General features: G+C 65.8%; 19 protein-coding genes. 8 read left to right on the top strand and 11 right to left on the bottom strand.

Annotation, left to right across the window (positions count from 1 at the left end):
• Position 1: 1 nt before the first annotated feature.
• The 3 genes from V5F89_RS08710 to V5F89_RS08700 all read right to left on the bottom strand — a co-directional run bounded on the left by V5F89_RS08710 (position 2) and on the right by V5F89_RS08700 (position 2503).
• Positions 2–544 (bottom strand): NADH-quinone oxidoreductase subunit B family protein, encoded by a 543-nt coding sequence (locus V5F89_RS08710; RefSeq protein WP_338445267.1) that lies wholly within the window; start codon positions 542–544, stop codon positions 2–4.
• 3 nt (positions 545–547) lie between these two features.
• Positions 548–922 carry an NADH-quinone oxidoreductase subunit A gene (locus V5F89_RS08705; RefSeq protein ID WP_338445266.1) on the bottom strand — a complete coding sequence of 125 codons (375 nt, stop codon included), beginning with the start codon at positions 920–922 and terminating at the stop codon, positions 548–550.
• 150 nt (positions 923–1072) lie between these two features.
• Positions 1073–2503, bottom strand: coding sequence for a coniferyl aldehyde dehydrogenase (locus tag V5F89_RS08700; protein WP_338445265.1), 1431 nt, complete (start codon positions 2501–2503; stop codon positions 1073–1075).
• A 144-nt stretch (positions 2504–2647) separates the two neighbouring features.
• On the opposite strand from V5F89_RS08700, the gene V5F89_RS08695 reads away from it, so the two are divergent.
• Together V5F89_RS08695 and V5F89_RS08690 are read left to right on the top strand one after the other, a co-directional pair.
• Positions 2648–3844, top strand: coding sequence for an acetyl-CoA C-acyltransferase (locus V5F89_RS08695; protein WP_338445264.1), 1197 nt, complete (start codon positions 2648–2650; stop codon positions 3842–3844).
• Between the two features lie 96 nt (positions 3845–3940).
• Positions 3941–4354, top strand: coding sequence for a hypothetical protein (locus V5F89_RS08690; RefSeq protein ID WP_338445263.1), 414 nt, complete (start codon positions 3941–3943; stop codon positions 4352–4354).
• 70 nt (positions 4355–4424) lie between these two features.
• On the opposite strand, the gene V5F89_RS08685 is transcribed toward V5F89_RS08690, so the two are convergent.
• Positions 4425–4892: an SH3 domain-containing protein gene (locus V5F89_RS08685; RefSeq protein WP_338445262.1), complete on the bottom strand. Its 468-nt coding sequence runs from the start codon at positions 4890–4892 to the stop codon at positions 4425–4427.
• A 92-nt stretch (positions 4893–4984) separates the two neighbouring features.
• Between V5F89_RS08685 and V5F89_RS08680 the strand changes: the two genes are divergently transcribed.
• Both V5F89_RS08680 and V5F89_RS08675 read left to right on the top strand, forming a co-directional pair.
• Positions 4985–6007, top strand: coding sequence for a D-glycerate dehydrogenase (locus V5F89_RS08680; protein ID WP_338445261.1), 1023 nt, complete (start codon positions 4985–4987; stop codon positions 6005–6007).
• Between the two features lie 14 nt (positions 6008–6021).
• Positions 6022–7326, top strand: a complete 1305-nt coding sequence (locus tag V5F89_RS08675; protein ID WP_338445260.1) for an ammonium transporter — start codon at positions 6022–6024, stop codon at positions 7324–7326.
• Positions 7327–7371: 45 nt separating this feature from the next.
• On the opposite strand, the gene V5F89_RS08670 is transcribed toward V5F89_RS08675, so the two are convergent.
• From V5F89_RS08670 to V5F89_RS08645, 6 genes are all read right to left on the bottom strand, one after another.
• Complete coding sequence (locus tag V5F89_RS08670) at positions 7372–8778, bottom strand: NAD(P)H-dependent flavin oxidoreductase (RefSeq protein ID WP_338445259.1); 1407 nt, start codon at positions 8776–8778, stop codon at positions 7372–7374.
• Between the two features lie 27 nt (positions 8779–8805).
• On the bottom strand, positions 8806–9546 hold the full coding sequence (locus V5F89_RS08665) for a class I SAM-dependent methyltransferase (protein ID WP_338445258.1): 741 nt from the start codon (positions 9544–9546) through the stop codon (positions 8806–8808).
• Positions 9547–9605: 59 nt separating this feature from the next.
• On the bottom strand, positions 9606–10733 hold the full coding sequence (prfB, locus tag V5F89_RS08660; protein ID WP_338445257.1) for a peptide chain release factor 2: 1128 nt from the start codon (positions 10731–10733) through the stop codon (positions 9606–9608).
• Positions 10734–10803: 70 nt separating this feature from the next.
• Positions 10804–11343, bottom strand: a complete 540-nt coding sequence (locus V5F89_RS08655; protein ID WP_338445256.1) for a peroxiredoxin — start codon at positions 11341–11343, stop codon at positions 10804–10806.
• 32 nt (positions 11344–11375) lie between these two features.
• Positions 11376–13892: a penicillin-binding protein 1A gene (locus V5F89_RS08650; RefSeq protein ID WP_338445255.1), complete on the bottom strand. Its 2517-nt coding sequence runs from the start codon at positions 13890–13892 to the stop codon at positions 11376–11378.
• A gap of 60 nt (positions 13893–13952) precedes the next feature.
• On the bottom strand, positions 13953–14822 hold the full coding sequence (locus tag V5F89_RS08645; RefSeq protein ID WP_338445254.1) for an N-acetylmuramoyl-L-alanine amidase: 870 nt from the start codon (positions 14820–14822) through the stop codon (positions 13953–13955).
• A 438-nt stretch (positions 14823–15260) separates the two neighbouring features.
• Between V5F89_RS08645 and V5F89_RS08640 the strand changes: the two genes are divergently transcribed.
• Positions 15261–18068 carry a ribonuclease E/G gene (locus V5F89_RS08640; protein ID WP_338445253.1) on the top strand — a complete coding sequence of 936 codons (2808 nt, stop codon included), beginning with the start codon at positions 15261–15263 and terminating at the stop codon, positions 18066–18068.
• Between the two features lie 154 nt (positions 18069–18222).
• On the top strand, positions 18223–19239 hold the full coding sequence (locus tag V5F89_RS08635; RefSeq protein WP_338445252.1) for a phosphoribosylglycinamide synthetase: 1017 nt from the start codon (positions 18223–18225) through the stop codon (positions 19237–19239).
• Between the two features lie 16 nt (positions 19240–19255).
• On the opposite strand, the gene V5F89_RS08630 is transcribed toward V5F89_RS08635, so the two are convergent.
• Positions 19256–20731 carry a hypothetical protein gene (locus V5F89_RS08630; protein ID WP_338445251.1) on the bottom strand — a complete coding sequence of 492 codons (1476 nt, stop codon included), beginning with the start codon at positions 20729–20731 and terminating at the stop codon, positions 19256–19258.
• Positions 20732–20844: 113 nt separating this feature from the next.
• On the opposite strand from V5F89_RS08630, the gene V5F89_RS08625 reads away from it, so the two are divergent.
• Together V5F89_RS08625 and V5F89_RS08620 are read left to right on the top strand one after the other, a co-directional pair.
• Complete coding sequence (locus tag V5F89_RS08625; protein WP_338445250.1) at positions 20845–21852, top strand: phosphoribosylglycinamide synthetase; 1008 nt, start codon at positions 20845–20847, stop codon at positions 21850–21852.
• Positions 21853–21922: 70 nt separating this feature from the next.
• The gene (locus V5F89_RS08620; protein WP_160732288.1) at positions 21923–22705 is read left to right on the top strand and encodes a succinate dehydrogenase iron-sulfur subunit; all 783 of its coding nucleotides are present in this window, start codon (positions 21923–21925) and stop codon (positions 22703–22705) included.
• Positions 22706–22707 lie beyond the last annotated feature (2 nt).

The raw sequence follows: 22707 nt of genomic DNA, 5'->3' as shown, positions 1-22707 counted from the left end.
ATCACCTTTCGATCGTCCCTTCGCGCCGGATTTTCCGCTGCAACTGCATCACGCCGTAAAGCAGCGCCTCCGCAGTCGGCGGACAGCCCGGGACATAGATATCGACCGGCACGATGCGGTCGCAGCCGCGCACCACGCTGTAGCTGTAGTGGTAATAGCCGCCGCCATTGGCGCAGCTGCCCATCGAAATCACGTATTTCGGATCCGACATCTGGTCGTAGACCTTGCGCAGCGCGGGCGCCATCTTGTTGCACAGCGTGCCGGCGACGATCATCACGTCGCTCTGCCGCGGGCTGGCGCGCGGGGCGACCCCGAAACGCTCCATGTCGTAACGCGGCATGTTGACGTGAATCATTTCCACCGCGCAGCAGGCGAGGCCGAACGTCATCCACCAGAGCGAGCCGGTGCGCGCCCATTGAAACAGCTCCTCGGTGCTGGTGACGAGGAAACCCTTGTCGTTCACCTCTGTCTGCAGGGCACGAAAGTACTCCGCGTCGGGCTGACGCACTTCGCCGGGGCGGGCTGCGGGGGTGACTTGATTCATAACTTATTCCCAATCCAGCGCGCCGGACTTCCATTCATAGATGAAACCGACGGTCAGGATGCCGAGAAAGATCATCATTGCGATCCATGCGGGCCAGCCGAGATCGAACACCGAGACGGACCAGGGGAACAGGAACGCCACTTCGAGGTCGAAAATGATGAACAGGATCGCGACGAGATAAAACCGCACGTCGAACTGGCTGCGCGAATCCTCGAACGCGGGGAAGCCGCATTCGTACTCGCTGTTCTTCTCCGTACTCGGGTTGTGCGCGCCGGTAAGACGTGAGACGCCCATCGGCAGGAACACGAACAGCGCCGAGAGTCCCAGCGCAATGATCAGGAAGATCAGGATCGGAAGATATTGGCTCAGGTCGACCACGATGATTCCTTGAGCGGTTTCCTTGGGGCGATTCCCGCGGGGCGGATGTTTCGCGCCCGCCTCTAGGCCGCTCGTCCGCATGGCGCAAGGGCGCGGAAATGCGAACCTTTCGCAATAAATGCGTGCCGCGCGGGCCGCCTGTCGGGCAGGCTATTTCATCAAGCCGCGAACCGCCTTTTCCGTCGCCGCGCCATAGGGCGGCTTGAAACCGCCGAGCTTCGCAACGTCGATCTTCGGCTGGGTGTAAACGGCGCGCGCGTGGCTGAATTCGCGAAAACCTTCGACGCCGTGATACGCGCCGATTCCGCTCGGCCCCACGCCGCCGAACGGCAGATCTTCCATCGAAACGTGGAAGATCACGTCGTTGACCGTGACGCCGCCGGAAATCGTGCGGCTCAGCACTTGTTCGCGCTCGCCGGCATCGGTCCCGAAATAATAGAGACCCAGCGGCCGGTCGCGTTCGTTGACGTAATCGATCGCCTCGCCGACATCGCGATAGGTCTTCACCGGCAGGACGGGGCCGAAAATCTCCTCCTGCATGGCCTGCATGTCGTCGGTCACGTTGCGCAGTATGGTCAGCGGCATCTTGCGCGCGTTGGTGCCGGAAAAGTCCTCCTTGCCCGGATTGACCTCGATCACCTCGGCCCCCTTGTCGCGCGCATCCTCGACCATGCCTTTCAGCCGGTCGAAATGCCGGTCGGTGACGATCGAGGCATAGTCCTCGTTCTCCAGCAGGGTCGGGTACATCCGGTGCACCCCCAGCTCGACCGCCGCGATCGCCGCGTCTTCCTGATCCTGCGGAACGTACATGTAATCGGGCGCCAGGCAGATCTGGCCGGCGTTCATCATCTTGCCCATCGCGATCCGCTCGCCCGCCTGCTCCAGATTCGCCCCGCGCCCCAGGAACACCGGCGATTTGCCGCCCAGCTCCAGCGTGACCGGGCACAGGTTCCGGGCCGCCGCCTCCATCACCTTGCGCCCGGTCGCAGTCGATCCGGTGAAAACGAGGTGATCGAACGGGAGCGAGGAGAATTCATGGGCGACCTCCGGCCCGCCCGTGACGAAGGCAACCTCGCTCTCGTCGAAGTATTTCGCGCTCAGCTCGGCCGAGAGGTCCGATGTTCTCTCGGTGAACTCGCTCGGCTTGATCATCGCCCGATTGCCGGCTGCGAGCACCTGCATCAGCGGGCCGAAGCTGAGATTGACCGGAAAGTTCCAGGGGCTGAGAATGCCGATCACGCCCTTGGGCTCGTATCGCAGTTCCGCCTTCGCTCCCAGCAGCCCCAGCGGAAACCGAACATGCCGCTTTTCCGCCCGCGCCCATTTGCCGAGATGCTTGAGACAATATTTGCCGAAGGAAACCGTGCTGGCGATGTCGGTGATCATCGACTGGTGCGGGCTGCGATTGCCGAAATCCGCACTCATCGCCTTGCACAAGGCGTCGCTGTTCTCCTTCAGCAGAGCGATCGCGCGCGCGATCCGGTCGCGGCGCACATCGAGCCCTTCGGGCCGTGCAGCGACGAAGGATTCGCGCTGCTTGCGCAGCACTTCGTGCATCGCGGAAGGGTCATGCCGGGCCATCGCTCTCTCCATCGGTTTTGCTTTGCTACCGAGTGTCCACCACATGGCACCTGTTGGCAAGCGGACAACCGGCCATTTGCCTTTGCCGCAGTGCAACATTAGGTAGCACCCCAACCACGATCTCCAGCGAAAGGCATCGTCCCCATGGCCCAGTTTTCCGCGAACGACCCCGTCGTCATCCTCTCCTACGCCCGCACGCCGATGGGTGGCATGCAGGGCGCACTGGCTGCCGTCAGCGCGACCGAGCTCGGCGCGACCGCGGTGAAGGCTTCGGTCGAGCGCGCAGGCGTTGCCGGGGACGATATCGACCGAATCTATATGGGTTGTGTTCTGCCCGCCGGGCTTGGTCAGGCACCCGCGCGCCAGGCGGCGATCAAGGCCGGCTTGCCCAAGTCGGTCCAGGCGACCACGGTCAACAAAGTCTGCGGCAGCGGCATGCAGACGGTCATCATGGGCGCCGAAGCGCTTGCCTCGGGGACGATCGATGTCGTCGTCGCGGGCGGGATGGAGAGCATGACCAATGCCCCCTACCTGCTCAAGAAACACCGTTCGGGCGCGCGGATCGGCCACGACACGGCTTACGATCACATGTTCCTCGACGGGTTGGAGGATGCTTACGAAGAAGGCCGCGCCATGGGGACCTTCGCCCAGTCCACCGCCGATGATTATCAGATGACGCGCGAGGAAATGGACGACTACGCGATCGAGTCGCTGCGCCGCGCCAATGCCGCGATCGACAGCGGCGCGTTTGCCGACGAAATCGTCCCGGTCACCGTCTCTTCCCGGGCGGGCGAAACCGTCGTCGACACCGACGAGCAGCCCGGCCGCGGCAAGCCCGACAAGATTCCGACGCTGAAGCCGGCTTTCGCGAAGGACGGGACGATCACCGCCGCCACGTCCAGCTCGATCTCCGACGGTGCCGCTGCGGTGGTGCTGACGCGCGAGAGCGTAGCGAAGAGCAAGGGCCTGGAACCGGTGGCCCGGATCGTCGCCATGGCCGCGCACGCGCAGGAGCCGGCGCAGTTCACCGTCGCGCCGATCGGGGCCATTCAGAAGGTTCTCGACAAGGCCGGCTGGTCGGTCGACGATGTGGAACTGTGGGAAGTCAACGAGGCTTTCGCCTGTGTCGCCATGTTCGCGATGCGCGACATCGGCATCCCGCACGACAAGATCAATATCAACGGCGGCGGCACCGCGCTGGGCCATCCGATCGGGGCCAGCGGCACGCGAATCCTCGTCACCCTGCTCAATGCCCTGAAGAACCAGGGCAAGAAGCGCGGGATCGCATCGCTCTGCATCGGCGGCGGCGAGGCCACTGCGGTGGCGGTGGAACTGGCCTGACCGGAGGGCCGGGGACAAATCGGCACCTGCCGTTTGCTGCTGCGGTTAGAGACGCGTATCATCGCCTTACCTCCAAAACATAAGGAGAATTGGGAGATGAGAAAGACTGTTCTGACCGCGGCTGTCCTCGCACTATGCGCGTGTTCGCAGCAGGGCGAGGAAGCGGCTGCGGACGCACAGACGGCGGAACCGGCAGATCCGGTCCAGACCGGCACGTCCGCCCTTGCGGGCGACGACGCGGCGGGGGATTACGAGGTGACCTGGGCCGATGGCACGGTCACCACCACCAGGATCAACGCCGACGGCACTTACGTCGATCTCATGGACGGCACGGAAACGGCGCGCGGCACCTGGGAAGTTCGCGACAACCGAAACTGCCTGACCCCCGAAGGCGGCGCGGAACTGTGCTGGACCGACAGCCCGCCGGCACCGGACGGAAGCTGGACCGCGACGGCCGAAGACGGAACGACGGTCACCGTCACGCGCCGGGCTGCCGCGCCGGACGGCTGAGCGGGCGCTTTTTCTCGAAAGTCGCTGTCGAGCCGGGCTGGCGGCGGCCGGCCGGTGCCCCTCGGCAGCCTCAGGGGTCGCCGGCGCCCCACAGGCGGTCGGCCCTGATCCAGCCGGCCCGGCCGTCCACGTCGAAATTGCACCAGCCCGCCTCGCATTCGCCGAGCTTGCCGACGACGCCGGGTTCGACATTCCATTTCAACCGCGCATTTTCGGCCGGTTCTGCGCGCAATGCCGCAAGCCCCTTGCCCACGACGATCGCACCGCGCTCCGCGCTTAGCAGACGCGCCGCCACCCATCCCCGGGCGCCATCGGGGTCGCGGATCAGGCGCCAGCCGTCGATCACCCGGACGACCTTCACCGGCAGGCCTTCGCGGCGATAGACCCATTCGATCCTGTAGTTGACGCTGGGGCCGACGCGCATGTTCAGTTCGGTGGTGTCGATCGTGGCCCAGTAGGGCACCTCGCGTTCTTGCCCGACCGCGGGCGCGGCAATGGCGATAAACGCCGTGAAAAGAACAACAAAAAGCCTGTACATCGCCGCTTTCCATAAATCGCGCACCCCCTGCCCTTCAAGTCATCTTCCGCGCCGCTTGACCGCGAGGCCTCCGGCGTCCTAGCGCAAAAGACATGGAACAGACGGGAGCGGACTCGAACCGGCGCGTCGCGGGCAAGCCGCGCGTGATAGTGACGCGGCACCTCCTCCCCTCGATCGAGGCACGGATGGAGGAGCTGTTCGATGTCCGGCTCAACCCCGCCGACATTGCCATGTCGCGCGACGAACTCGCCACCGCGATGCGCGAGTGCGACGTGCTTGTCCCGACCGTGACCGACCGGATCGACGCCGAATTGCTGGCAGAAGCGGGCGAGCAGCTCGGCCTGATCGCGAATTTCGGTGCAGGAACAGATCATATCGATCTCGCCGCCGCCGCGGCGCGCAAGATCATGGTCACCAACACGCCGGGCGTGTTCACCGACGACACGGCCGATCTGACAATGGCGCTGATCATCGGCGTTCCGCGCCGTCTGCGCGAAGGCACCGCGCTGATCCGCCGGGAACGCTGGACCGGCTGGGCACCCTCGGCCATGCTCGGCCGCAAGCTGGGCGGCAAAGTGCTGGGGATCGTGGGCATGGGCCGGATCGGTCAGGCGGTCGCATCGCGCGCGCGCGCCTTCGGCTTCGAAATCCGCTATCACAACCGCCATCGCCTGCCAGAAGCGGTGGAAACGATGTTCGGCGCCAGGTTCGAGGAGGATCTCGACCGCCTTCTGGCCGAATCCGATATCGTCACCCTGCATTGCCCCGCCACGCCGCAGACGCGCGGGATGATCGACGCACGCCGCATTGCGCTGATGAAGCGGGGGGCTGCGCTGATCAACACCGCGCGGGCCGATCTCGTCGACTACGAGGCGATGATCGAGGCGCTGGAAAGCGGCCACCTGGGCGGCGCAGGCCTGGATGTCTTTCCCGACGAGCCGAAAGTCGATGCTCGTCTCGTTGCCCTGCCCAATGTGATCGCCCAGCCCCATATCGGCAGCGCCACGGTCGAGGGACGCGAAGCGTCGGGCGAAAAAGTCATCGCCAACATCCGCTTCTGGGCCGATGGGCATCGCCCGCCCGACCAGGTGCTCGAAGCGCTGGTCCAGCCGTAATCGGGGATAATGCGATGCGCAGACGGTTTGCCGGTACAGCTCTGCTGGGCTTCGCCTCGGTTGGCGCAACCACCCCGCTGCGCGCGCAGGAACTGGTCCAGTTCGCGGCGAACGACGGCGGCGACACCGCATGGATAATGGCGGCATCGGCAATCGCCCTGCTGGCCGCCCTGCCCGGCCTGGCGCTCCATTATGCAGGCCGCGGACCTGCAAGAAGCGGCGTTTCGGTCGCGATCCAGATCGGGGCCATCGCAGCGGCTGTGTCGCTCGGCTGGATCGTGCTCGGCTACACACTGGCTTTCGGCCCGGTCACGGTCGGCTGGCTCGGCAACTATGCCCACTGGATGCTCGGCAGCCTGGGCAACGTGCGCGCGGGCACGCTGCTGCCCGAAAGCGCCTTCGTGCTGTTCCAGATGATCTTTGCCGTTCTTGCTGCCTGCCTGATGACCGGCAGCTGGATCGGCCGCGCCCGGTTCGGCTGGGCCGTGGGGTTCGCCGCGCTCTGGGCGTTGATCGTCCACGCCCCGGTCACGCACTGGGTATGGGGCGGCGGATGGATCGCCAGGACGCTGGGCGCGCTCGACTTCGCCGGCGGCTTGACGATGCATGTCACCGCCGGCGTCTCCGCCCTCGTGGTTGCCTTGTTCCTGGGCAGGCGCGCCAACCTGCCGGCTGACGGCGAAGCGGGATCGGCCCCGGTCCTGGGCCTTGCCGGGATGGCGATGATGTGGGTCGGCTGGCTCGCGCTCAATGGCGGCAGCGCGCTCGCTGCGACCGACGATGCCTCGACCGCCATCCTGAATGCCCACGTCGCCGCCTGTGCGGGGGCGCTGACCTGGCTGACGCTCGAACGCCTTGCCACCGGGCGCACGACGGCCGGCGGGCTGGCGCTGGGCGTGCTTTCCGGCCTGGCGGCGATCGCGCCCGCATCGGGGTTCGTCTCGCCAGGGGCTTCGATCGTCTTCGGCGCAAGTGCGGCGATGGCTTGCCGCGGCGCGCTGGCGCTGGTCTCCGGCAGACTGGGGATCGACGATACCCTGGGAGTTTTCGCAGTTCACGGCGTGGGTGCCATGCTCGGCGCGATGCTGCTCGGCCTGTTTCTTTCCGAAACGCTTGGCGGCATCGGCTATGCGGAAGGAATGGCCATGGGCGGCCAGATCGTCGCCCAGCTTCTCGGCACCGCCGCGGTCGTCCTGTGGAGCGCGATCGCAACCGCGATCGTCGCTCTGATGGTCAGCCTCGTCGTGCCGATGCGTGTCGGCGAGGACGAAGAGAACGCAGGCCTCGACACCGCCTGCCATCGCGGGCCCGCCGGCTGAGGTTCGGCCGCGGTCGGAACCCGCCTGCCGCGGTCGCTGCCGCCCTCAATCCCCCGTCAGGATGCGATCGACGAGCTGCTTCACCGTGGGGGTGAAGTTGTTCGAATAGAACGGGTCCTGCTTGAAGCGATAGGCGGCATGCCCGGCAAAGGCGAGATTCTGCTGCACGTCGCCGCCATGCGCGATGTCCTGCAGCGTTTTCTGGATACAGAAGCTGCGCGGATCGGCCAGGCGGCCGGTGGTATAGTCGTCGTGATCCTTCCACGACGAAAATCCGCAATGCGACAGGCAGCCCATGCAATCGGCCTGATCCTTGCGGATTTCGGCGCGGCTTTCGGGCGTCACGAACACGACCGTGTCGTCAGGGGTCTTGAGCGCCTCGGTATATCCCTCGGCCGCCCAGCCCCGCGCGCGCTCGCGATCCTTGGGCGTGACCCAGAAGTTCTTGCCTTTGATCCCGACATCGAGCTGGACGGTATGCTCGCCCGCCTCGACCTTGGAATAGGGGATCTGCCGCTCGCTGCGATGGATCAGATCCCACAGGAACGGATTCTTGACCGCCGAGGAATAGAAACCGGTGGGGGAGAACTTGTGCAGCAGGACGTCGCCCGGCTCGATCGTGCGCAGCATGTCCTTCCACTGCTGCGGGATCGGGCTTTCTTCGGTCAGCAGCGGACGGGTGCCGAACTGGAAGGCGATCTTGCCCAGTTCCGGGTTGTCGATCCAGTTTTCCCACTCGCGCAGGAACCAGACCCCCCCGGCCATGACGATCGGCACGTCTTCGGAAACGCCTTCCTTGCGCATCGTTTCGCGCAAGGCCTTCACCCGCGGATAGGGGTCTTCGGGCTTGGTCGGATCCTCGGCGTTGGACAGGCCGTTGTGCCCGCCGGCCAGCCAGGGATCCTCATAGACCACGGCCGCCATCAACTCGCTCACCTTGTGATAGCTGCGCTTCCACAGCGCGCGGAAGGCGCGCGCGGAACTGATGATCGGCAGATAGCTGACGTTGAAACGCGCGGCGATCTCGGCCAGCTTGTATGGCATTCCGGCACCGCAGGTCACGCCGGTGACGAGCCCGCGCGTGCGCTCCAGAACGCCTTCGAGCACTTGCTGCGCGCCGCCCATTTCCCACAGGACGTTGATGTTGATCGCACCCCTGCCGTTGGCGACATCGTAGGCCCGTCGAACCTGCTCGGTCGCGCCGTCGATCGCGTAGCGGACGAGCTGCTCGTGGCGTTCCTTGCGCGTGAGCTGGTCGTAGACCTGGGGAATGATCTTGCCTTCGGCGTCGTAGCTGTCGGCGTTGACCGCGCTGACCGTGCCGATACCTCCGGCCGCCGCCCATGCGCCGGAACTCAGATGATTGGTCGCGGAAACGCCCTTGCCGCCCTCGATGAGCGGCCAGACTTCGCGTCCGCCGTAAACGATCGGGCTGAGCCCCTTGAATGCCATCGAACTGATAATCCTTGTGGCGGCCCGCTAGGCCGCGTTGCCTTCCGCCCTGCCCGCCGTTCCGCGGCAGGGCCTGATCTCTTCCGGTTCGGGCCTCTTAGCGGCCCGCTTGAACTGTGCATAGTACCCCGCCAGCTCCGGCGCGTCGCGGAACGTATCGAGTTCGAACCCCACCGCCTTGAATTCGCAGGCCAGCAAGAGCGGGTCGATACCATGCTGGTCGGCCGGGCGATCGACATCGACCACGATCACCCGTCCATTCTCGCGCAGGGCCGGCCACAGACGCCACAGAAAGGCGTAAGGTTCGCGCACCTCGTGATACATGTGAACCATGAACACGCGATCGAAGCTCCCTTGCGGCAACATCGGGTCGTCGCCCGCGCCGAGCTTGATAGAAACGTTGTCGAGCCGCTGGCGTTCCACGCGCAATGCCAGCCGGTCGAGCGCCTCGCGATCGATATCCTGCGCTAGCACCCGGCCGTTCTCTCCCACCCGGTCGGCCAGGCGGACGGTATAGTATCCTTCGCCTGCGCCGATATCGGCCACGCTCATGCCCGGCGAAATCTCGGCCAGATCCATCACCTTGCGCGCCTCGCCCACGCTGTCGCGCGCGACCTCGGTGGAAAACTGGTTGGCGCCCGGTTCCGACACCGGCCGGTCGGGCCTGGGGAAGGCCCGCGCGGTTTCGGGCCGGTCGGAATCGACCGGTTCGCAAGCGCCCAGGCAAAGCGCCGCAACGAGGCACAAAGGGGACAGAAAGGCTCTCATGATCCCCATCGCACTAGCGCTCCGCAACAATGCTGGCAAAAGCCTTCCGCAGGCATTTGTCAGTCGACGTCCTCGACCTCGACCGCCTCGCCGGTCACACGCTGGGCCAGTGCCGCCGAGATGAACGGATCGAGCGCGCCGTCGAGCACGTCGTCGGGCGAGGTCGACGTGATTCCGGTCCGCAGATCCTTGACCATCTGGTACGGCTGGAGGACGTAGCTGCGGATCTGGTGGCCCCAGCCGATGTCGCTCTTGCTCGCGTGCTCGGCGCTGGCGGCCTCCTCGCGCTTGCGCAGCTCTTCCTCGTACAGGCGCGCGCGGAGCATGTTCATCGCGGTTTCGCGGTTCTTGTGCTGGCTGCGGTCGTTCTGGCTCGCGACCACGATCCCGCTGGGCACGTGCGTGATGCGAACCGCCGAATCGGTCGTGTTGACGTGCTGCCCGCCCGCGCCGCTCGCGCGGTAGGTGTCGATCTTGAGATCCGCCGGGTTGATCTCGATCGCGATATTGTCGTCGATCACGGGATAGACCCAGACGGAACTGAAGCTGGTGTGCCGCCGCGCCGCACTGTCGTAAGGGCTGATCCGCACCAACCGGTGCACGCCGCTTTCGGTCTTGGCGTAGCCATAGGCGTTCTCGCCCTTGAGCAGCAGGGTCGCGCTCTTGATCCCGGCCTGGTCGCCCGCCTGATACTCCACCGTTTCGACCTTGAAACCGCGGCGTTCGGCCCAGCGGGCATACATGCGCAGCAGCATTTCGGCCCAGTCCTGGCTCTCGGTGCCGCCTGCCCCGGCATGGATTTCGAGATAGGTGTCGTTTGCGTCGGCTTCGCCGGCGAGCAGAGCCTGCACTTTGTCGGCATCGGCACGCTCGGCCAGCTTCTCAAGGCTTGCGAGACCGTCGGCGACGATAGCGTCGTCGCCTTCCGCTTCGCCCATTTCGATGAATTCGATCGCGTCGCTTTTCTCGCTCTCGATCTCGCGCACGGTCGTTATCGCACTTTCCAGCCGCTTCTGCTCGCGCGTGATCGCCTGGGCCTCGCGGGGATCGTCCCACAGCGCCGGGTCCTGGACGCGCGCGTTCAGTTCGTCGAGCCGGCGCAAGGCACGGTCCCAGTCGAGCGACTGGCGAACGAGAGCCAGCGCTGCGTCGATACGGTCGATATGGGCCTGCCCTTCGGCACGCATGAATTCAGTCTCCGATCAGGAATTGGCGGCCCGCTTAGACGAGCGCGCCCGATTGCGAAAGGGTGCCGCCTCAGCCGCCCTCGGCCAGCCGGCGCACGGCGGCCAGCGTCAGGCGGACATGGTCGCGATAGTCGGCATCCGAATGGACGAAAACGATCCGCCCATCGCGATCTATGACATAGCTGACGCGCTGCGCCATACCCGTTTCGCGCCCCTCGTGCACGAGAGCGGCATCGTAAGCCGCGATAATGGCCGGGCTGGCCACGCCGACCGCGAACCGGTCGCGACATTCCTCCACCGAAAACCGTTTCAGCGTGTCGATGTCGTCGGCCGACAGGCCGATCACCGTTGCACCGGCCGCCGCAAACGCCTCGGCGGCCTCGGCAAATTGCCGCGCCTCCAGCGTGCACCCCTTGGTGAAGGCCCGGGGATAGAAGTACAGGACCACCGGCCCTTTCGCCAGCGCGCTGCGCAAGTTGAACGCCATCGCTTCGCCGCCCAGCGCCGCCCGGGTCGAGAACGCCGGAGCCTGCTTACCGGGCTGAAGCTGGGCGGCGGCAGGCGCCGCCATCGTCAGGGCCAGCAATGCCGCCGGAATCGATCGCCGCATGTCGTACTCTCCTCGCCCGCAGGCTCTATCGCCTAGTAGATTCCGCCCTGATCCTCGACGAAATCGGATGGTTCGTCGTGGCGGTTGCCGCCCGATACCGCCGCCCGCCGCGCGGCTTCGCCCCGCCGGATCAGCTCCAGGATCTCGCGCCGCCTGCTTTCGATCGCGTCGGCCCGCGTGCGGCGCGGCGGTTCGGTGTCGGGCTTGAACGCCTCCCAGATGATCGCCGCGCGCGGATCGTCGCTTGGCCAGCCGTCGAGTACGCGCTTGCCCGAACGGCGGTCGATCCGCACCATGCGCACGCCGGCCGGGGCGACGAAAGGATCGTCGGACCAGCGGTCGCGCGTCTTTTCCACGAAGTCTTTGAATATCGGCGCGGCCGTGTTGCCGCCCTGAACCCATCCGCCCATGTTGCGCGGCTGGTCGAAGCCGAGATACATGCCCGCAATCATATCAGGCGACCCGCCCACGAACCACGCATTGGTCGGCCCGGTGGTCGTGCCCGTCTTGCCGAACAGCGGAAGGCCCAGATCGCGCAGCCGCACCGCGGTTCCGCGCTGGACGACGCCCTCCAGCATGTGAACCACCTGGTATGCCGTGCGCGGGTCCATCACCTGCTTGCCGCTCAGGCCCGGGCGAGGCATCGGTTTGCCGTCCCATTCGGGCATGTTGCAGCGCCCGCATGCGCGCTTGTCCGCGCGCCAGATCACTTTGCCGTGCCGGTCCTGCACATAGTCGATCAGGGTCGGAGTGTGCTGGCGGCCGTGGTTGGCCAGCGCCGCATAGGCGTTGACCATCTTGAGGACGGTCGTGTCGCCCGCCCCCAGCGCGAATGCGGGATAGGGCTCGTAGCTGCCGATCCCCACGCGCTCGAAGGTCTTGATGACCTCCGGCATTCCGGCATCCATCGCGATGTGCACGGTCATCAGGTTGCGGCTCTGCTCCAGCCCCCAGCGCATCGTGTGCACACCACCGCCGCCGCCGCCGAAGTTGCGGAAGCATTTTTCGCCCAGCCGCGCCCCCTGATAATAGCAGAAGGTCTGGTCGGGCACTTGCGAAGCCGGCGTCATGCCATGATCGAGGCCGGTGGCATAAACGAACGGCTTGATCGTCGAGCCGGGCTGGCGCTCGGCCTGCGTCGCCCGGTTGAAATCGCCCAGCCGGCTGTCGAAACCGCCCTGTATCGCCAACACGCGCCCCGTGAGCGGAGCCATCGCGACGAAGCCGCCAGAAACCTCGGGAATCGAACGCAGGCGGTACCCGGATCCGGCCTTTTCCACCGCCACGACATCGCCGATTTTCAAGGCGTCCGGGAAACCCGACAGCGGATAGGTTTCGCCATCGGTCAATCCGATCGTCGCGGCGGAGCCGCTGCGCGCGGTCACCACGCCCACGCGCCAGCCGCGATAGTTGAGCCCCAGGTTCGACGAGCGCAGTTGCGCAATCAGGTCGCCGTTGTCGGGGTCGATCGTCGCCAAGGGGCCCCGCCAGCCGCGATTGCCGTGATAACGCAGCATTCCCCCGCGCAGCGCATCGCGCGCGGCGGACTGCAGTTCGGGATCGAGCGATGTGCGCACCCATAGCCCGCCGGCATAGACGCTGTTCGGGCCGTCTTCGGCGGTTTCGCCGAAATCCTCCATCAGTTGACGCCGCACTTCCTCGAAAAAATAGCCGGCATCGGCCGTGCTGTACTGCGCACGCATGGGCTTGAGCCCCAGCGGCTGGGCGCGCGCCTCGGCCGCTTCGGCGGCGGTGATGAAATCGTTGTCCACCATCTGGTCGAGCACGAAGTTGCGCCGCGCCAGCGCAAGCTCGCGGTGCTGGCTGCGGCCATAGCGCTCGGGCGCCTTGGGCAGGATCGCCAGAAAGGCCATCTCGTGCAGATCCAGCTCGCCGACATCCTTGTCGAAATAGGCGCGCGAGGCTGCCTGAACCCCGAAACTGCGGCGGCCCAGCGGGATCTCGTTCAGATAGAGTTCGAGGATCTGCTGCTTGGTCAGAGCGTCCTCGATTCGCCGGGCGAGGATCATTTCCTTCAGCTTGCGCGTGATGGAATATTCGTTCGACAGCAGGATGTTCTTGGCCACCTGCTGCGTGATCGTCGACCCGCCGACCGCGCGTTCGCCGGAGCCGAGTTTGCTGACATAGTCGATCACCGCACCGGCCAGACCGCCCATGTCGATCCCGCCATGGGTGAAGAACGTCTTGTCCTCGGCCGCAAGATAGGCCTCGATCAGCGTTTCGGGAAAATCCGCATACTGCAGCTGCACGCGCCGCTCGCGGGCATAGGAGTGAACGATTTCGCCGTCGGCCGCGCGGACCATCGTGGGCAGCGGCGGCTCGTATTCCAGCAGCGTATCCGCGTCGGGCAGCCCGCGCGCAAGCAGGGCCCAGCCCGCCAGCCACACGGCCAGCGCGATGCAGAACAGGATCGCCCCCCAGCGGAACCAGCGCTTTTCGCGCCAGCTCGCCGCGAGCCAGCTCAACGCACCCGACGTATCGCGCCGGATGCGATAGCGGAAATAATCGGTGGAAGAGGGTTCGGCCATGATCGGGGCGTCTCTAGCACGCGATTTCCGCGTTGCGCCATATGGTTTCGGCCCGCACCTCTAGACGCCGGCCTGACGGGCGAAATAGATGCGGATCGCGCGGGCCATGACTTCGGCGAAACGGTCGCGCGCTTCCGCGCTCGTCAAACGGGCGGCATCGTCCGGGTTGGTGATGAACCCCGCCTCGTAGAGAACCGCCGGCACGTCGGGCGCGCGCAGCACGGCCAGCGCGGCCGATCGGTGCGGACGGGGATGGAACACCAGTTCCCCCTCGCCCTCGCGCACGATCAGGCGGGCGAACTCCGCGGAGGCTTCCTGCACGCGGCGCTGCGAAAGCTCGACCAGGATCGCGCTGACTTCGGCGCTCTGCCCCTCGATCCGAACGCCGTTGAGCCGGTCGGTGTTGTTTTCCCGTTCGGCGAAACGTGCGGCGGCCTCGCTCGATGCCTGCGCCGACAGCGTATAGATGCTCGCGCCACTGGCCCCGCTCGCCTCGCCGGCGGAATCGGCGTGGATCGAAACGAACAGGTCGGCATTCATTCGCCGCGCGATTTCGGGCCGTTCCTCCAGCACGAGGAACCTGTCGTCTTCGCGCGTCAGGGCCACGCGCACGCCCCCTTCGGCGATCAACCGGTCGCGCAGGGCAAGTGCCAGGGCGAGTGCAATATCCTTCTCGCGATAGTGTTCGACGCTCGCCCCCGGGTCCTTGCCTCCGTGCCCCGGGTCGATCACCACGAGAGGGCGCGAACGGTCGGGCGGGCCGTGAATCACCGGAAGGCCGACCGGATCGCCGGCATCGGGCAGTGCAATCCGCACGACGTAATCGCGCCCCAGATGCGGCACGGGGATGGCCAGGTCCAGGGCATAGAGCGCCCCCAGCAGGACCGGCGGCGCCAGAAAGATCAGCCATATCTGAAGCCGCGTCGACATTGCGCGCGGTTGTTAGGGCGTTGCAGGCCCCTTGCGCAACATGGTTGCCGAACGAAAGCCGGGATGCTAGCGCTGCAAGGCCGAAAATCCGGCCCGCGAAAGCTCGATCCCGCCAAACCGGGATGCGCGCGAAACGGGTCGCAGGCCCGCCGGCAGCTTTCTGCTCCGGCGCTCGCAACAGGTTGATGCAGTTCATGAGAAGCCTCTCCCCGAGCATGACGACGCTGCCCCCGGCAGGCGTAGTCGCGCTGGCGGGCCAGGCAGCGCGACACAGGCGCATTCGCATGATTGCAGACACATCATTCCGGCGCGGCGAAACCGTTCGCCGTGTCCGGTCCGACATTGCCGCCCATCGCGAGGCGATCGGCGGATCCCACTTATTTGCGCAGAACCTCCCGGCAGGCCTGAGCCCGCCCGGACGCGCACGGAGAATACTACATGGCAACGCGCATGCTGATCGATGCGCGCCACCCGGAAGAAACGCGGGTGGCGGTACTCAAGGGCAACCGGATTGAGGAATTCGATTTCGAATCCGCCGAACATCGGCAGATCAAAGGCAATATCTATCTCGCCAAGGTAACCCGGGTCGAACCCAGCCTCCAGGCCGCTTTCGTCGATTTCGGCGGCAACCGGCACGGCTTCCTCGCCTTCAGCGAGATTCATCCCGATTACTACCAGATCCCGAGGGAAGACCGCGAAAAGCTCCTGGCCGAAGAGGCCGAAGCCGCCGAAGAAGAGGCGCGCCTGCGCGCCGAGGACGAGGAGCGCGGCGATCTCCCGGGTGACGAATACGATGCCGACGACGAAACCGGCGGCGCGCTGGTCGAGGAGTTCGCCGAAGAGGGGGTCGAGGAAATCGACACCTCCGAGAAAGACAAAGTCGCAACGTTCGAAGAAGGCCAACTCGCCAACGGCGATGGCGACGACGATGACGACGACAGCGACGACGACAGCGACGAGAGCCGGGGCGGATCGGATTCGCGCCGTGGGCGCCGCGGCCGTGGCCGCCGCCCGGGCAAGGGCCGGGCACGCGCCAGGGAAGTGGACGAAGTCCGCGCCCGCCGCCAGGCGCTGCGCCGTCGCTACAAGATCCAGGACGTCATTCAGCGCCGTCAGGTGCTGCTGGTGCAGGTGGTCAAGGAAGAGCGCGGCAACAAGGGCGCGGCGCTGACGACTTATCTCAGCCTGGCCGGCCGCTACACCGTGCTGATGCCCAACAGCAGCCACGGCGGCGGCATTTCGCGCAAGATTTCCAGCGCCAGCGATCGCAAGCGGCTCAAGCAGATCGTCGGCGATCTCAAGCTGCCGCGCACGATGGGCCTGATCGTCCGCACTGCCGGCCTCCAGCGCACCAAGACCGAAATCAAGCGCGATTTCGACTATCTCGCCCGCCTCTGGGACGAGATCCGCGAAAAGACCCTGTCCTCCAGCGCGCCGACACTGATCCATTCGGACAGCGACCTGATCAAGCGCGCGATCCGCGACATCTACAACCGCGAGATCGAGGAAGTCGTGGTCGAAGGCGAAGCGGGTTACCGCTCGGCCAAGGAATTCATGAAACTGCTGATGCCCAGCCACGCGCGTCGGGTGAAGGCCTATTCCGACCCGGTGCCGCTGTTCCAGCGCTACGGCGCGGAGGACCAGCTGCGCGCGATGTACGACCCGGTCGTGCAGCTCAAGAGCGGCGGTTACCTGGTCATCAACCCGACCGAGGCGCTGGTGTCGATCGACATCAACTCGGGCCGCTCGACCAAGGAACACGGGATCGAGCAGACCGCGCTCGCGACCAATCTCGAAGCGGCGAAGGAAATCGCCCGCCAGCTGCGTCTGCGCGACATGGCCGGCCTGGTCGTGATCGACTTCATCGACATGGAGTACAACTCCAACAACCGTAAGGTGGAGCGCGCGTTGAAGGACGCGCTGAAAAACGACCGCGCCCGTATCCAGGTCGGCCGCATCTCCGGCTTCGGCCTGATGGAAATGAGCCGTCAGCGCCTGCGTACCGGCGTGCTGGAAGCGACGACGCGCGAATGCCCGCACTGCGATGGCACCGGCCTTGTCCGCACAGCCTCGAGCGCGGGCTTGTCCGCGCTGCGCCTGATCGAGGACGAGGCCGCCAAGGGCAAGGGAACGGTGATCACGCTCGCGGCCAGCACCGAGGCGGCGGTTTACCTGCTCAATTCCAAGCGCGACGACCTGGTCGAGATCGAGCGCCGCTATGGCGTCAGCGTCGAAGTCGTGCCCGAGGGCGAGCAGGAAGGTGCCAAGATGAGCGTCTCCAGCTCCGGCCCGAAGCCGACCGAAGCGCCGAAGTTCGAACCGATCGTCGACGACGAGGCGCCGGAAGAGGACGAGGTTCCCGCTGGAGCGGACGAACGAGCCGACGATGACGACGACGATGGCAACAGGAAGCGCCGTCGGCGTCGGCGCGGCGGCCGCGGGCGCAACAAAGGCCGCAATGGCGATGAGGCCGCCGACAACGGCAGTGACGACAGCGGCGATGCGGACGACGAACGCGACGACGATGGCCACCCCTCCAGCGAAGACGAGGGCAAGCCCAAGAAGCGTCGGCGCCGTGGGGGCCGCCGTCGGCGCGGGGGTCGCGATCGCGAAGAGGGCGAGAACGAGAGCGACGGCGATGCCGGCTCCGATACGGGCGAGACGGTCTCGAAGCGGGTGAGCGAGGATATGGCGGTCGCCCCCGACGGCGCAGAAGAAGCTCCGAGCGAAGCCGGCGAGGAAACGGTCGAAGACGCACCGAAGCCGAAACGGCGTACGCGCCGTGCGAAAACGGCCGAGGCGCCGGCAGAAGCCGCCGGCCGCAAGCCGCGCGCCTCGAGAGCCAAGGCCAAGCCGCCCGAAGAGCCGGTGAGCGAAGCCGCGGAAGCGCCACCTGCCGACGCCGATGCCGAGGAGGCTCCCAAGCCGAAGAAGCGCACGCGCCGCAAGAAGGCCGACGAACCCGAGGCGGCCACGCCTGCGGAAACCGCGCCGGCAGAGGCCGGACCGGCGGAGGCCGAGCAACCGGCCGAGAAGCCCAAGCGTACGCGGCGCAAGAAGAAGGTGGAGGAGGAACCCGCGCTCGAAGCGGCCGCGCCGACGCAATCCTCGGGCGACGTGTCGAGCGAAGCGGCTGCGGAAGCATCCGCCCCTGCGAACGACGCGGAAGCGGCGGACAACTCGCGCGAGGACGAAGGGTCCGCTTCTCCCCGCCGCGGCTGGTGGCAGCGCACTTTCGGGCAATAACGTGAACCGGCGGAGTCTCCTGCGGCATCGTTTGCAGGAGGCTCCGCCGGAACCGGTTCCGATCGCACCCGGCGCTTTTTTTGCCTTGCCGGGTACTGGCGGCAGAGGGGGTTCGTGCCTAGATGGCCGCGAACTTCCAGCTGCGAGAGCCCCTATGCCCGATTCCGCCGAACCCCTTCGCATTCCCCAAGAAGCCAAAGAGCGCGTCCGCCTGCTGTTCATGGCCAAGCACGTCCTGTGGGGCGGCGGGATGCATCCGGAGGATGGCAATCACGCGATCTACCACCACGAAGTTCGCACGACTCTGGAAAGCCTGGGACTGAACCTCCAGTTCGCGAACAACTACAAGGTGCTGTTCGATCGGCCCGAAGCCGATTTCGTCTTCCCTCTGCTCAATCGCGGCGGCTTCGTGAACAGCGAGATGCTGATCCCCCTGCTGTGCAACATGCACCGCATCCCCTATCTCGGCGCGATGCCGTTCCTGCGCGGCATGGGCGACGACAAATCGGTGTCCAAACTGGCCGCAGTCCATGCCGGGGTGCCGACCGCGCCGTGGTTCTGCTATCGCCGGGGCGCCCCGGTTCTGGAGAAAGACCTGCCCCCCGCCCCCGGCGGCCGCTGGGTCATCAAGCCCAATGCCTCGTCCGCCAGCTGGGGCATCTCCGACGCATTCGACTGGAACGGGGTGGCCAATGCCATTGCCGACATTCACGGTCAGGGCCACGACGCCATCGTGGAGCCTTATCTGGACGGCTACGACATCCAGTGCGCCTTCATCACCATTCGCGATCAGCCTGTCGCCCTGCCCATGCTGTGGTACGAGCGCGAGGACACGCAGAAGCTGTGGACTTATTACGAAAAGCGCGACCTGGTGCAGAACACCGAGAAGGCCGCGCTCAAGCGTTTCGATCATGCCGAGTTCGCACCCCGGATCGAGGCGATGGCGAGGAAAGTCGCCCAGGAATTCGTCCCGTTCGACTATGGCCGGATCGAGTTTCGCCTGGACCTCGCCACCGGCGACATCAACTTCATCGAGATCAATCTCAACTGCAATCTGTGGTCGGAGAAGGTCATGGCCAAAGCTGCGGCGCAGGCCGGCTTCAGCCATGCCGATCTGATCGAGACGCTGCTGGCCGAATCCTGGCGTAGGAATGCGCTGATCGCAGGCTGACGGCTACCCATCCGGCTCAGGCGTCGACAACGTCCTGCTGGCGCAATGCCGCCGCGACCGTGCCGAACGGTTCCGCGAGCGACCGCTCGCGGATCGGCGGCTCCACGGCGGCAAGGGCAGCGATTTGCGGCATCGACAGCCCCACGCGCAAAGTGCCGCCCCACTCGCCACCGGGCAGGCGGACGCTCTTGACCGGTTGGCCGAGCCGGATGCCGGCGCGCGCCAGGCGGGCATGCAATGCAACCGCCCGGTCGAAAGTCCGGGCCGACGGCAGCATCGAAACGTCGAGCGTGACCAGTGTCTTGAGAAGATCGACATTGTCCGCCGCGACACTCGCGCCGTCTTCGGCGGACGTTTCGACCTCGCGCAAGCCCAGCGGTACTATCAGTTCCTGCGCGAGGACGCGCTGAAACGTATCGACGACAGCGGCGATTGCGGCTGCCGGAAGCGCCCGAAAGCGTTCCAGTTCGAACACCGCCCCGTCCAGCCGCGCCAGCAGGCCGGGATTGGCGTCGTCGGCCAAAGCCTGCCGACCCGGCCAGTTCTCCGGCCATTCGGCACGGCGGAACAGCGCATCGAACCCGGTCGGCAAGGGCGGGGCCGCCCGGATATGCGCCGCAGACACCAGGGCAAAACCGCTGAACGGAACCCCGCCGATAAACTTCGAACCGGTCATCAGCACGATCGCGCCGCGATCGAGATAAGCTGCCACATCCCCGGGCGCGAGGCGCACCTGGCAGGCATCGACCACGACCGTCATGGCATCGCCCCAACGCGCCCGAAGCCGGTCCAGCTCTGCCAGACGCGGCAGGATGAGACCGGTCTTCGACCCGTGAACCACATGCACCAGCGCATGCCGCTCGTCGGCACGCGCCCATTCCACTTCCCGGTCGATCGCAGCCGCGATCTCGCGGCTGCTGCGGGCATGGCCTTCGCCGCATCGCACAGGAATATCCGACAGCGAAACGGCTTCCAGCCCGCGCACGCTCTCCCCTGCCTCGACCGTGCGATCGAGCGGCGTCCTGCTGGCAAAGAAATTGCCCGCCGCCGAATGGATGCAGCCACGCCCGACTTCGTCGGCGCCCAGCAGCACGTTGTGCACGCCGCCCGGCGCCCGGCCGATTGTCGCCGCGAGCGCAACGTATTCGAGATCGGTGCCCGAGGGAGCAAAAACGATCCCGACGTCTTTCTCCAGCGCGAAAACCGCGCGCAGACGGCGGCGAAGCGCGTCCAGCGCGCCGGCATAGCCGGCTGGACCGACCTCTGGCCGGTCCAGCAGATAGCGAAAGGCGGCGGGCGAAATATCGTTGGCGGTGGACGAGGCATAGGCGAGAACGTCGCGCGGATACGGCCCCGACATATATCGGTTGAGCCCGGTTTCCGGGTCGAGCACGAGGCGTTCGTCGCCACCCCCGGCCAGCAAGGCTATCAGATCGTGCGTCCGGTCGTCGGCGGCAAAGTCGGGCGACAGGTTGCTGGTGGATATTGGCATCGTCGACCCGGCTTGCATTTTCGCTTGCGCCCAGCCTTAACAGACTTAGGGACGCACGCCACCGCAATTGCTGCAATACGACAGTCTGGCAGCATCAGAAAGAGGCCGCTCTCGTGACCGAACTCCGACCCATGACGATCGATCCTGCGGTGAAGGAGCGATTACGCATCCTCTTCATTGCGAAGAACGCGCTGTGGGAAGGCGAGCTTCACCCGGAAGACGGCAATCACGCGCTCTATCATCGTGAGATGCGGCAGGTGCTCGAAGGGCTCGGCCTCAATCTCGTGCTCGCCGACCGGTTCGAGATCCTGTTCGAGAACCCGGACGTCGATTTCGTCTTTCCGCTGCTCAACCGGGCGGGGTTCTTCAATTCGGAAATGCTCTGCCCGCTTCTGTGCGAGCGCAAGGGCATCCCCTATCTCGGTGCGAGCCCGATCCTGCGCGGGCTTTCCGACGACAAGCACCTCGCCAAGCGAGCGGCGCAAGTCGCCGGCGTGCCGACCGCCCCCTGGGCGATTTTCCGCCGCGGCGCCCCGGTCGATCCGGCATTGGTGCCGCAGGCCGACCGCTACGTCATCAAGCCCAATGCCTCTTCGGCCAGTTGGGGCGTCAACGACGCGACCGACCTGGCCAGCGTGGAGCAGGCCGTAGCGGCTGTCCACGCACTGGGGCATGACGCCCTGGTCGAACCGTTCCTGGAGGGCAGCGATGTCGAGGTGCCGGTCATCACGGTGCGCGGCGAACCGGCGATCCTGCCGATGATGATCTTCCGCCAGGCCGACCCCTCGCACTTGCGCACATACCAGGAAAAGCGCGACCTCGTGGATCGGAGCCAGAAATACTCGCTCGACCCGTTCGAGAACCGGGAGATGGCGGCGCGAATCGCGGAGCTAACGCGCAAGGCCTGGAACGAATATCGCCCGTTCGACTATGGCCGGTTCGAATTTCGCGTGAACGAGGAAACGGGGGAGATCACGTTCCTCGAACTCAATCTCAACTGCAATCTCTGGTCGCAGAAGGTTTTCGGACGCGCGGCGGCGCTGGCCGGGTGGAACCAGTCGGAGCTGATCGAAACCATCCTGGCCGAAGGCCTTCTTCGTCACGGGCTGATGGATCGATGAAGTTTGCGCGCCGCCCTTGCCAGCGCACTGCGAAGCGCTAGAGAGACTGCCAAAGCAACAGGATCGAACAATGGCGACCTTCACCCTCCCCAAGAACTCGAAGATCTCGCGCAAGGGCAACGTCCACCGGGCCGAAGGGGCCGCGCGAGTGCAGAAGTTCCGGATCTACCGCTACGATCCCGACAGCGGCGAAAATCCGCGCTACGACACGTTCGAGATCGATCTGGACGATTGCGGGCCCATGGTCCTCGACGCGCTGATCAAGATCAAGAACGAGGTCGATCCCACCCTGACCTTCCGCCGCTCGTGCCGCGAGGGGATCTGCGGTTCGTGCTCGATGAACATGAATGGCAAGAACGGCCTCGCCTGCACCACCGCGATGGAGGACCTGAAGGGAGAAATCCGCATCACCCCCCTGCCCCACATGGACGTGGTGAAGGACCTGGTGCCCGATTTCTCGCACTTCTATGCCCAGTACGCATCGATCCGCCCGTGGCTGCAGACCGTTTCCACGACGCCCAGCGGCAAGGAGCGGCTGCAGAGCCCCGAACAGCGCGAGAAGCTGGATGGACTTTACGAATGCATCCTGTGCGCCTGCTGCTCGACCGCGTGCCCCAGCTACTGGTGGAATTCGGACAAGTTCCTCGGCCCGGCGATCCTGCTCCAGGCCTATCGCTGGCTGGCCGACAGCCGCGACGAAATGACCGGTGAGCGGCTCGACGCGCTGGAGGACCCGTTTCGGCTCTATCGCTGCCACACGATCATGAACTGCGCCAATGTCTGCCCCAAGGGGCTCAACCCGGCCAAGGCGATTGCCGAGACCAAGAAGATGCTGGTCGAGCGCCAGATCTGAGC

It is taken from the genome of Pelagerythrobacter marensis (genome assembly GCF_036700095.1).
Lineage (GTDB): Bacteria > Pseudomonadota > Alphaproteobacteria > Sphingomonadales > Sphingomonadaceae > Pelagerythrobacter > Pelagerythrobacter marensis_A.
Note: the sequence above shows the minus strand (reverse complement) of the source record. Positions and strands in the feature narration are given on the sequence as shown.

Coding starts and splice junctions, on each gene's coding strand:
- V5F89_RS08650 (WP_338445255.1), bottom strand. CDS start 13,892: ATGGCCGAACCCTCTTCCACCGATTATTTCCGCTATCGCATCCGGCGC.
- V5F89_RS08685 (WP_338445262.1), bottom strand. CDS start 4,892: ATGTACAGGCTTTTTGTTGTTCTTTTCACGGCGTTTATCGCCATTGCC.
- V5F89_RS08635 (WP_338445252.1), top strand. CDS start 18,223: ATGCCCGATTCCGCCGAACCCCTTCGCATTCCCCAAGAAGCCAAAGAG.
- V5F89_RS08640 (WP_338445253.1), top strand. CDS start 15,261: ATGGCAACGCGCATGCTGATCGATGCGCGCCACCCGGAAGAAACGCGG.
- V5F89_RS08690 (WP_338445263.1), top strand. CDS start 3,941: ATGAGAAAGACTGTTCTGACCGCGGCTGTCCTCGCACTATGCGCGTGT.
- V5F89_RS08665 (WP_338445258.1), bottom strand. CDS start 9,546: ATGAGAGCCTTTCTGTCCCCTTTGTGCCTCGTTGCGGCGCTTTGCCTG.
- V5F89_RS08695 (WP_338445264.1), top strand. CDS start 2,648: ATGGCCCAGTTTTCCGCGAACGACCCCGTCGTCATCCTCTCCTACGCC.
- V5F89_RS08620 (WP_160732288.1), top strand. CDS start 21,923: ATGGCGACCTTCACCCTCCCCAAGAACTCGAAGATCTCGCGCAAGGGC.
- V5F89_RS08645 (WP_338445254.1), bottom strand. CDS start 14,822: ATGTCGACGCGGCTTCAGATATGGCTGATCTTTCTGGCGCCGCCGGTC.
- V5F89_RS08680 (WP_338445261.1), top strand. CDS start 4,985: ATGGAACAGACGGGAGCGGACTCGAACCGGCGCGTCGCGGGCAAGCCG.
- V5F89_RS08655 (WP_338445256.1), bottom strand. CDS start 11,343: ATGCGGCGATCGATTCCGGCGGCATTGCTGGCCCTGACGATGGCGGCG.
- prfB (WP_338445257.1), bottom strand. CDS start 10,733: ATGCGTGCCGAAGGGCAGGCCCATATCGACCGTATCGACGCAGCGCTG.
- V5F89_RS08700 (WP_338445265.1), bottom strand. CDS start 2,503: ATGGCCCGGCATGACCCTTCCGCGATGCACGAAGTGCTGCGCAAGCAG.
- V5F89_RS08630 (WP_338445251.1), bottom strand. CDS start 20,731: ATGCCAATATCCACCAGCAACCTGTCGCCCGACTTTGCCGCCGACGAC.
- V5F89_RS08675 (WP_338445260.1), top strand. CDS start 6,022: ATGCGCAGACGGTTTGCCGGTACAGCTCTGCTGGGCTTCGCCTCGGTT.
- V5F89_RS08710 (WP_338445267.1), bottom strand. CDS start 544: ATGAATCAAGTCACCCCCGCAGCCCGCCCCGGCGAAGTGCGTCAGCCC.
- V5F89_RS08670 (WP_338445259.1), bottom strand. CDS start 8,778: ATGGCATTCAAGGGGCTCAGCCCGATCGTTTACGGCGGACGCGAAGTC.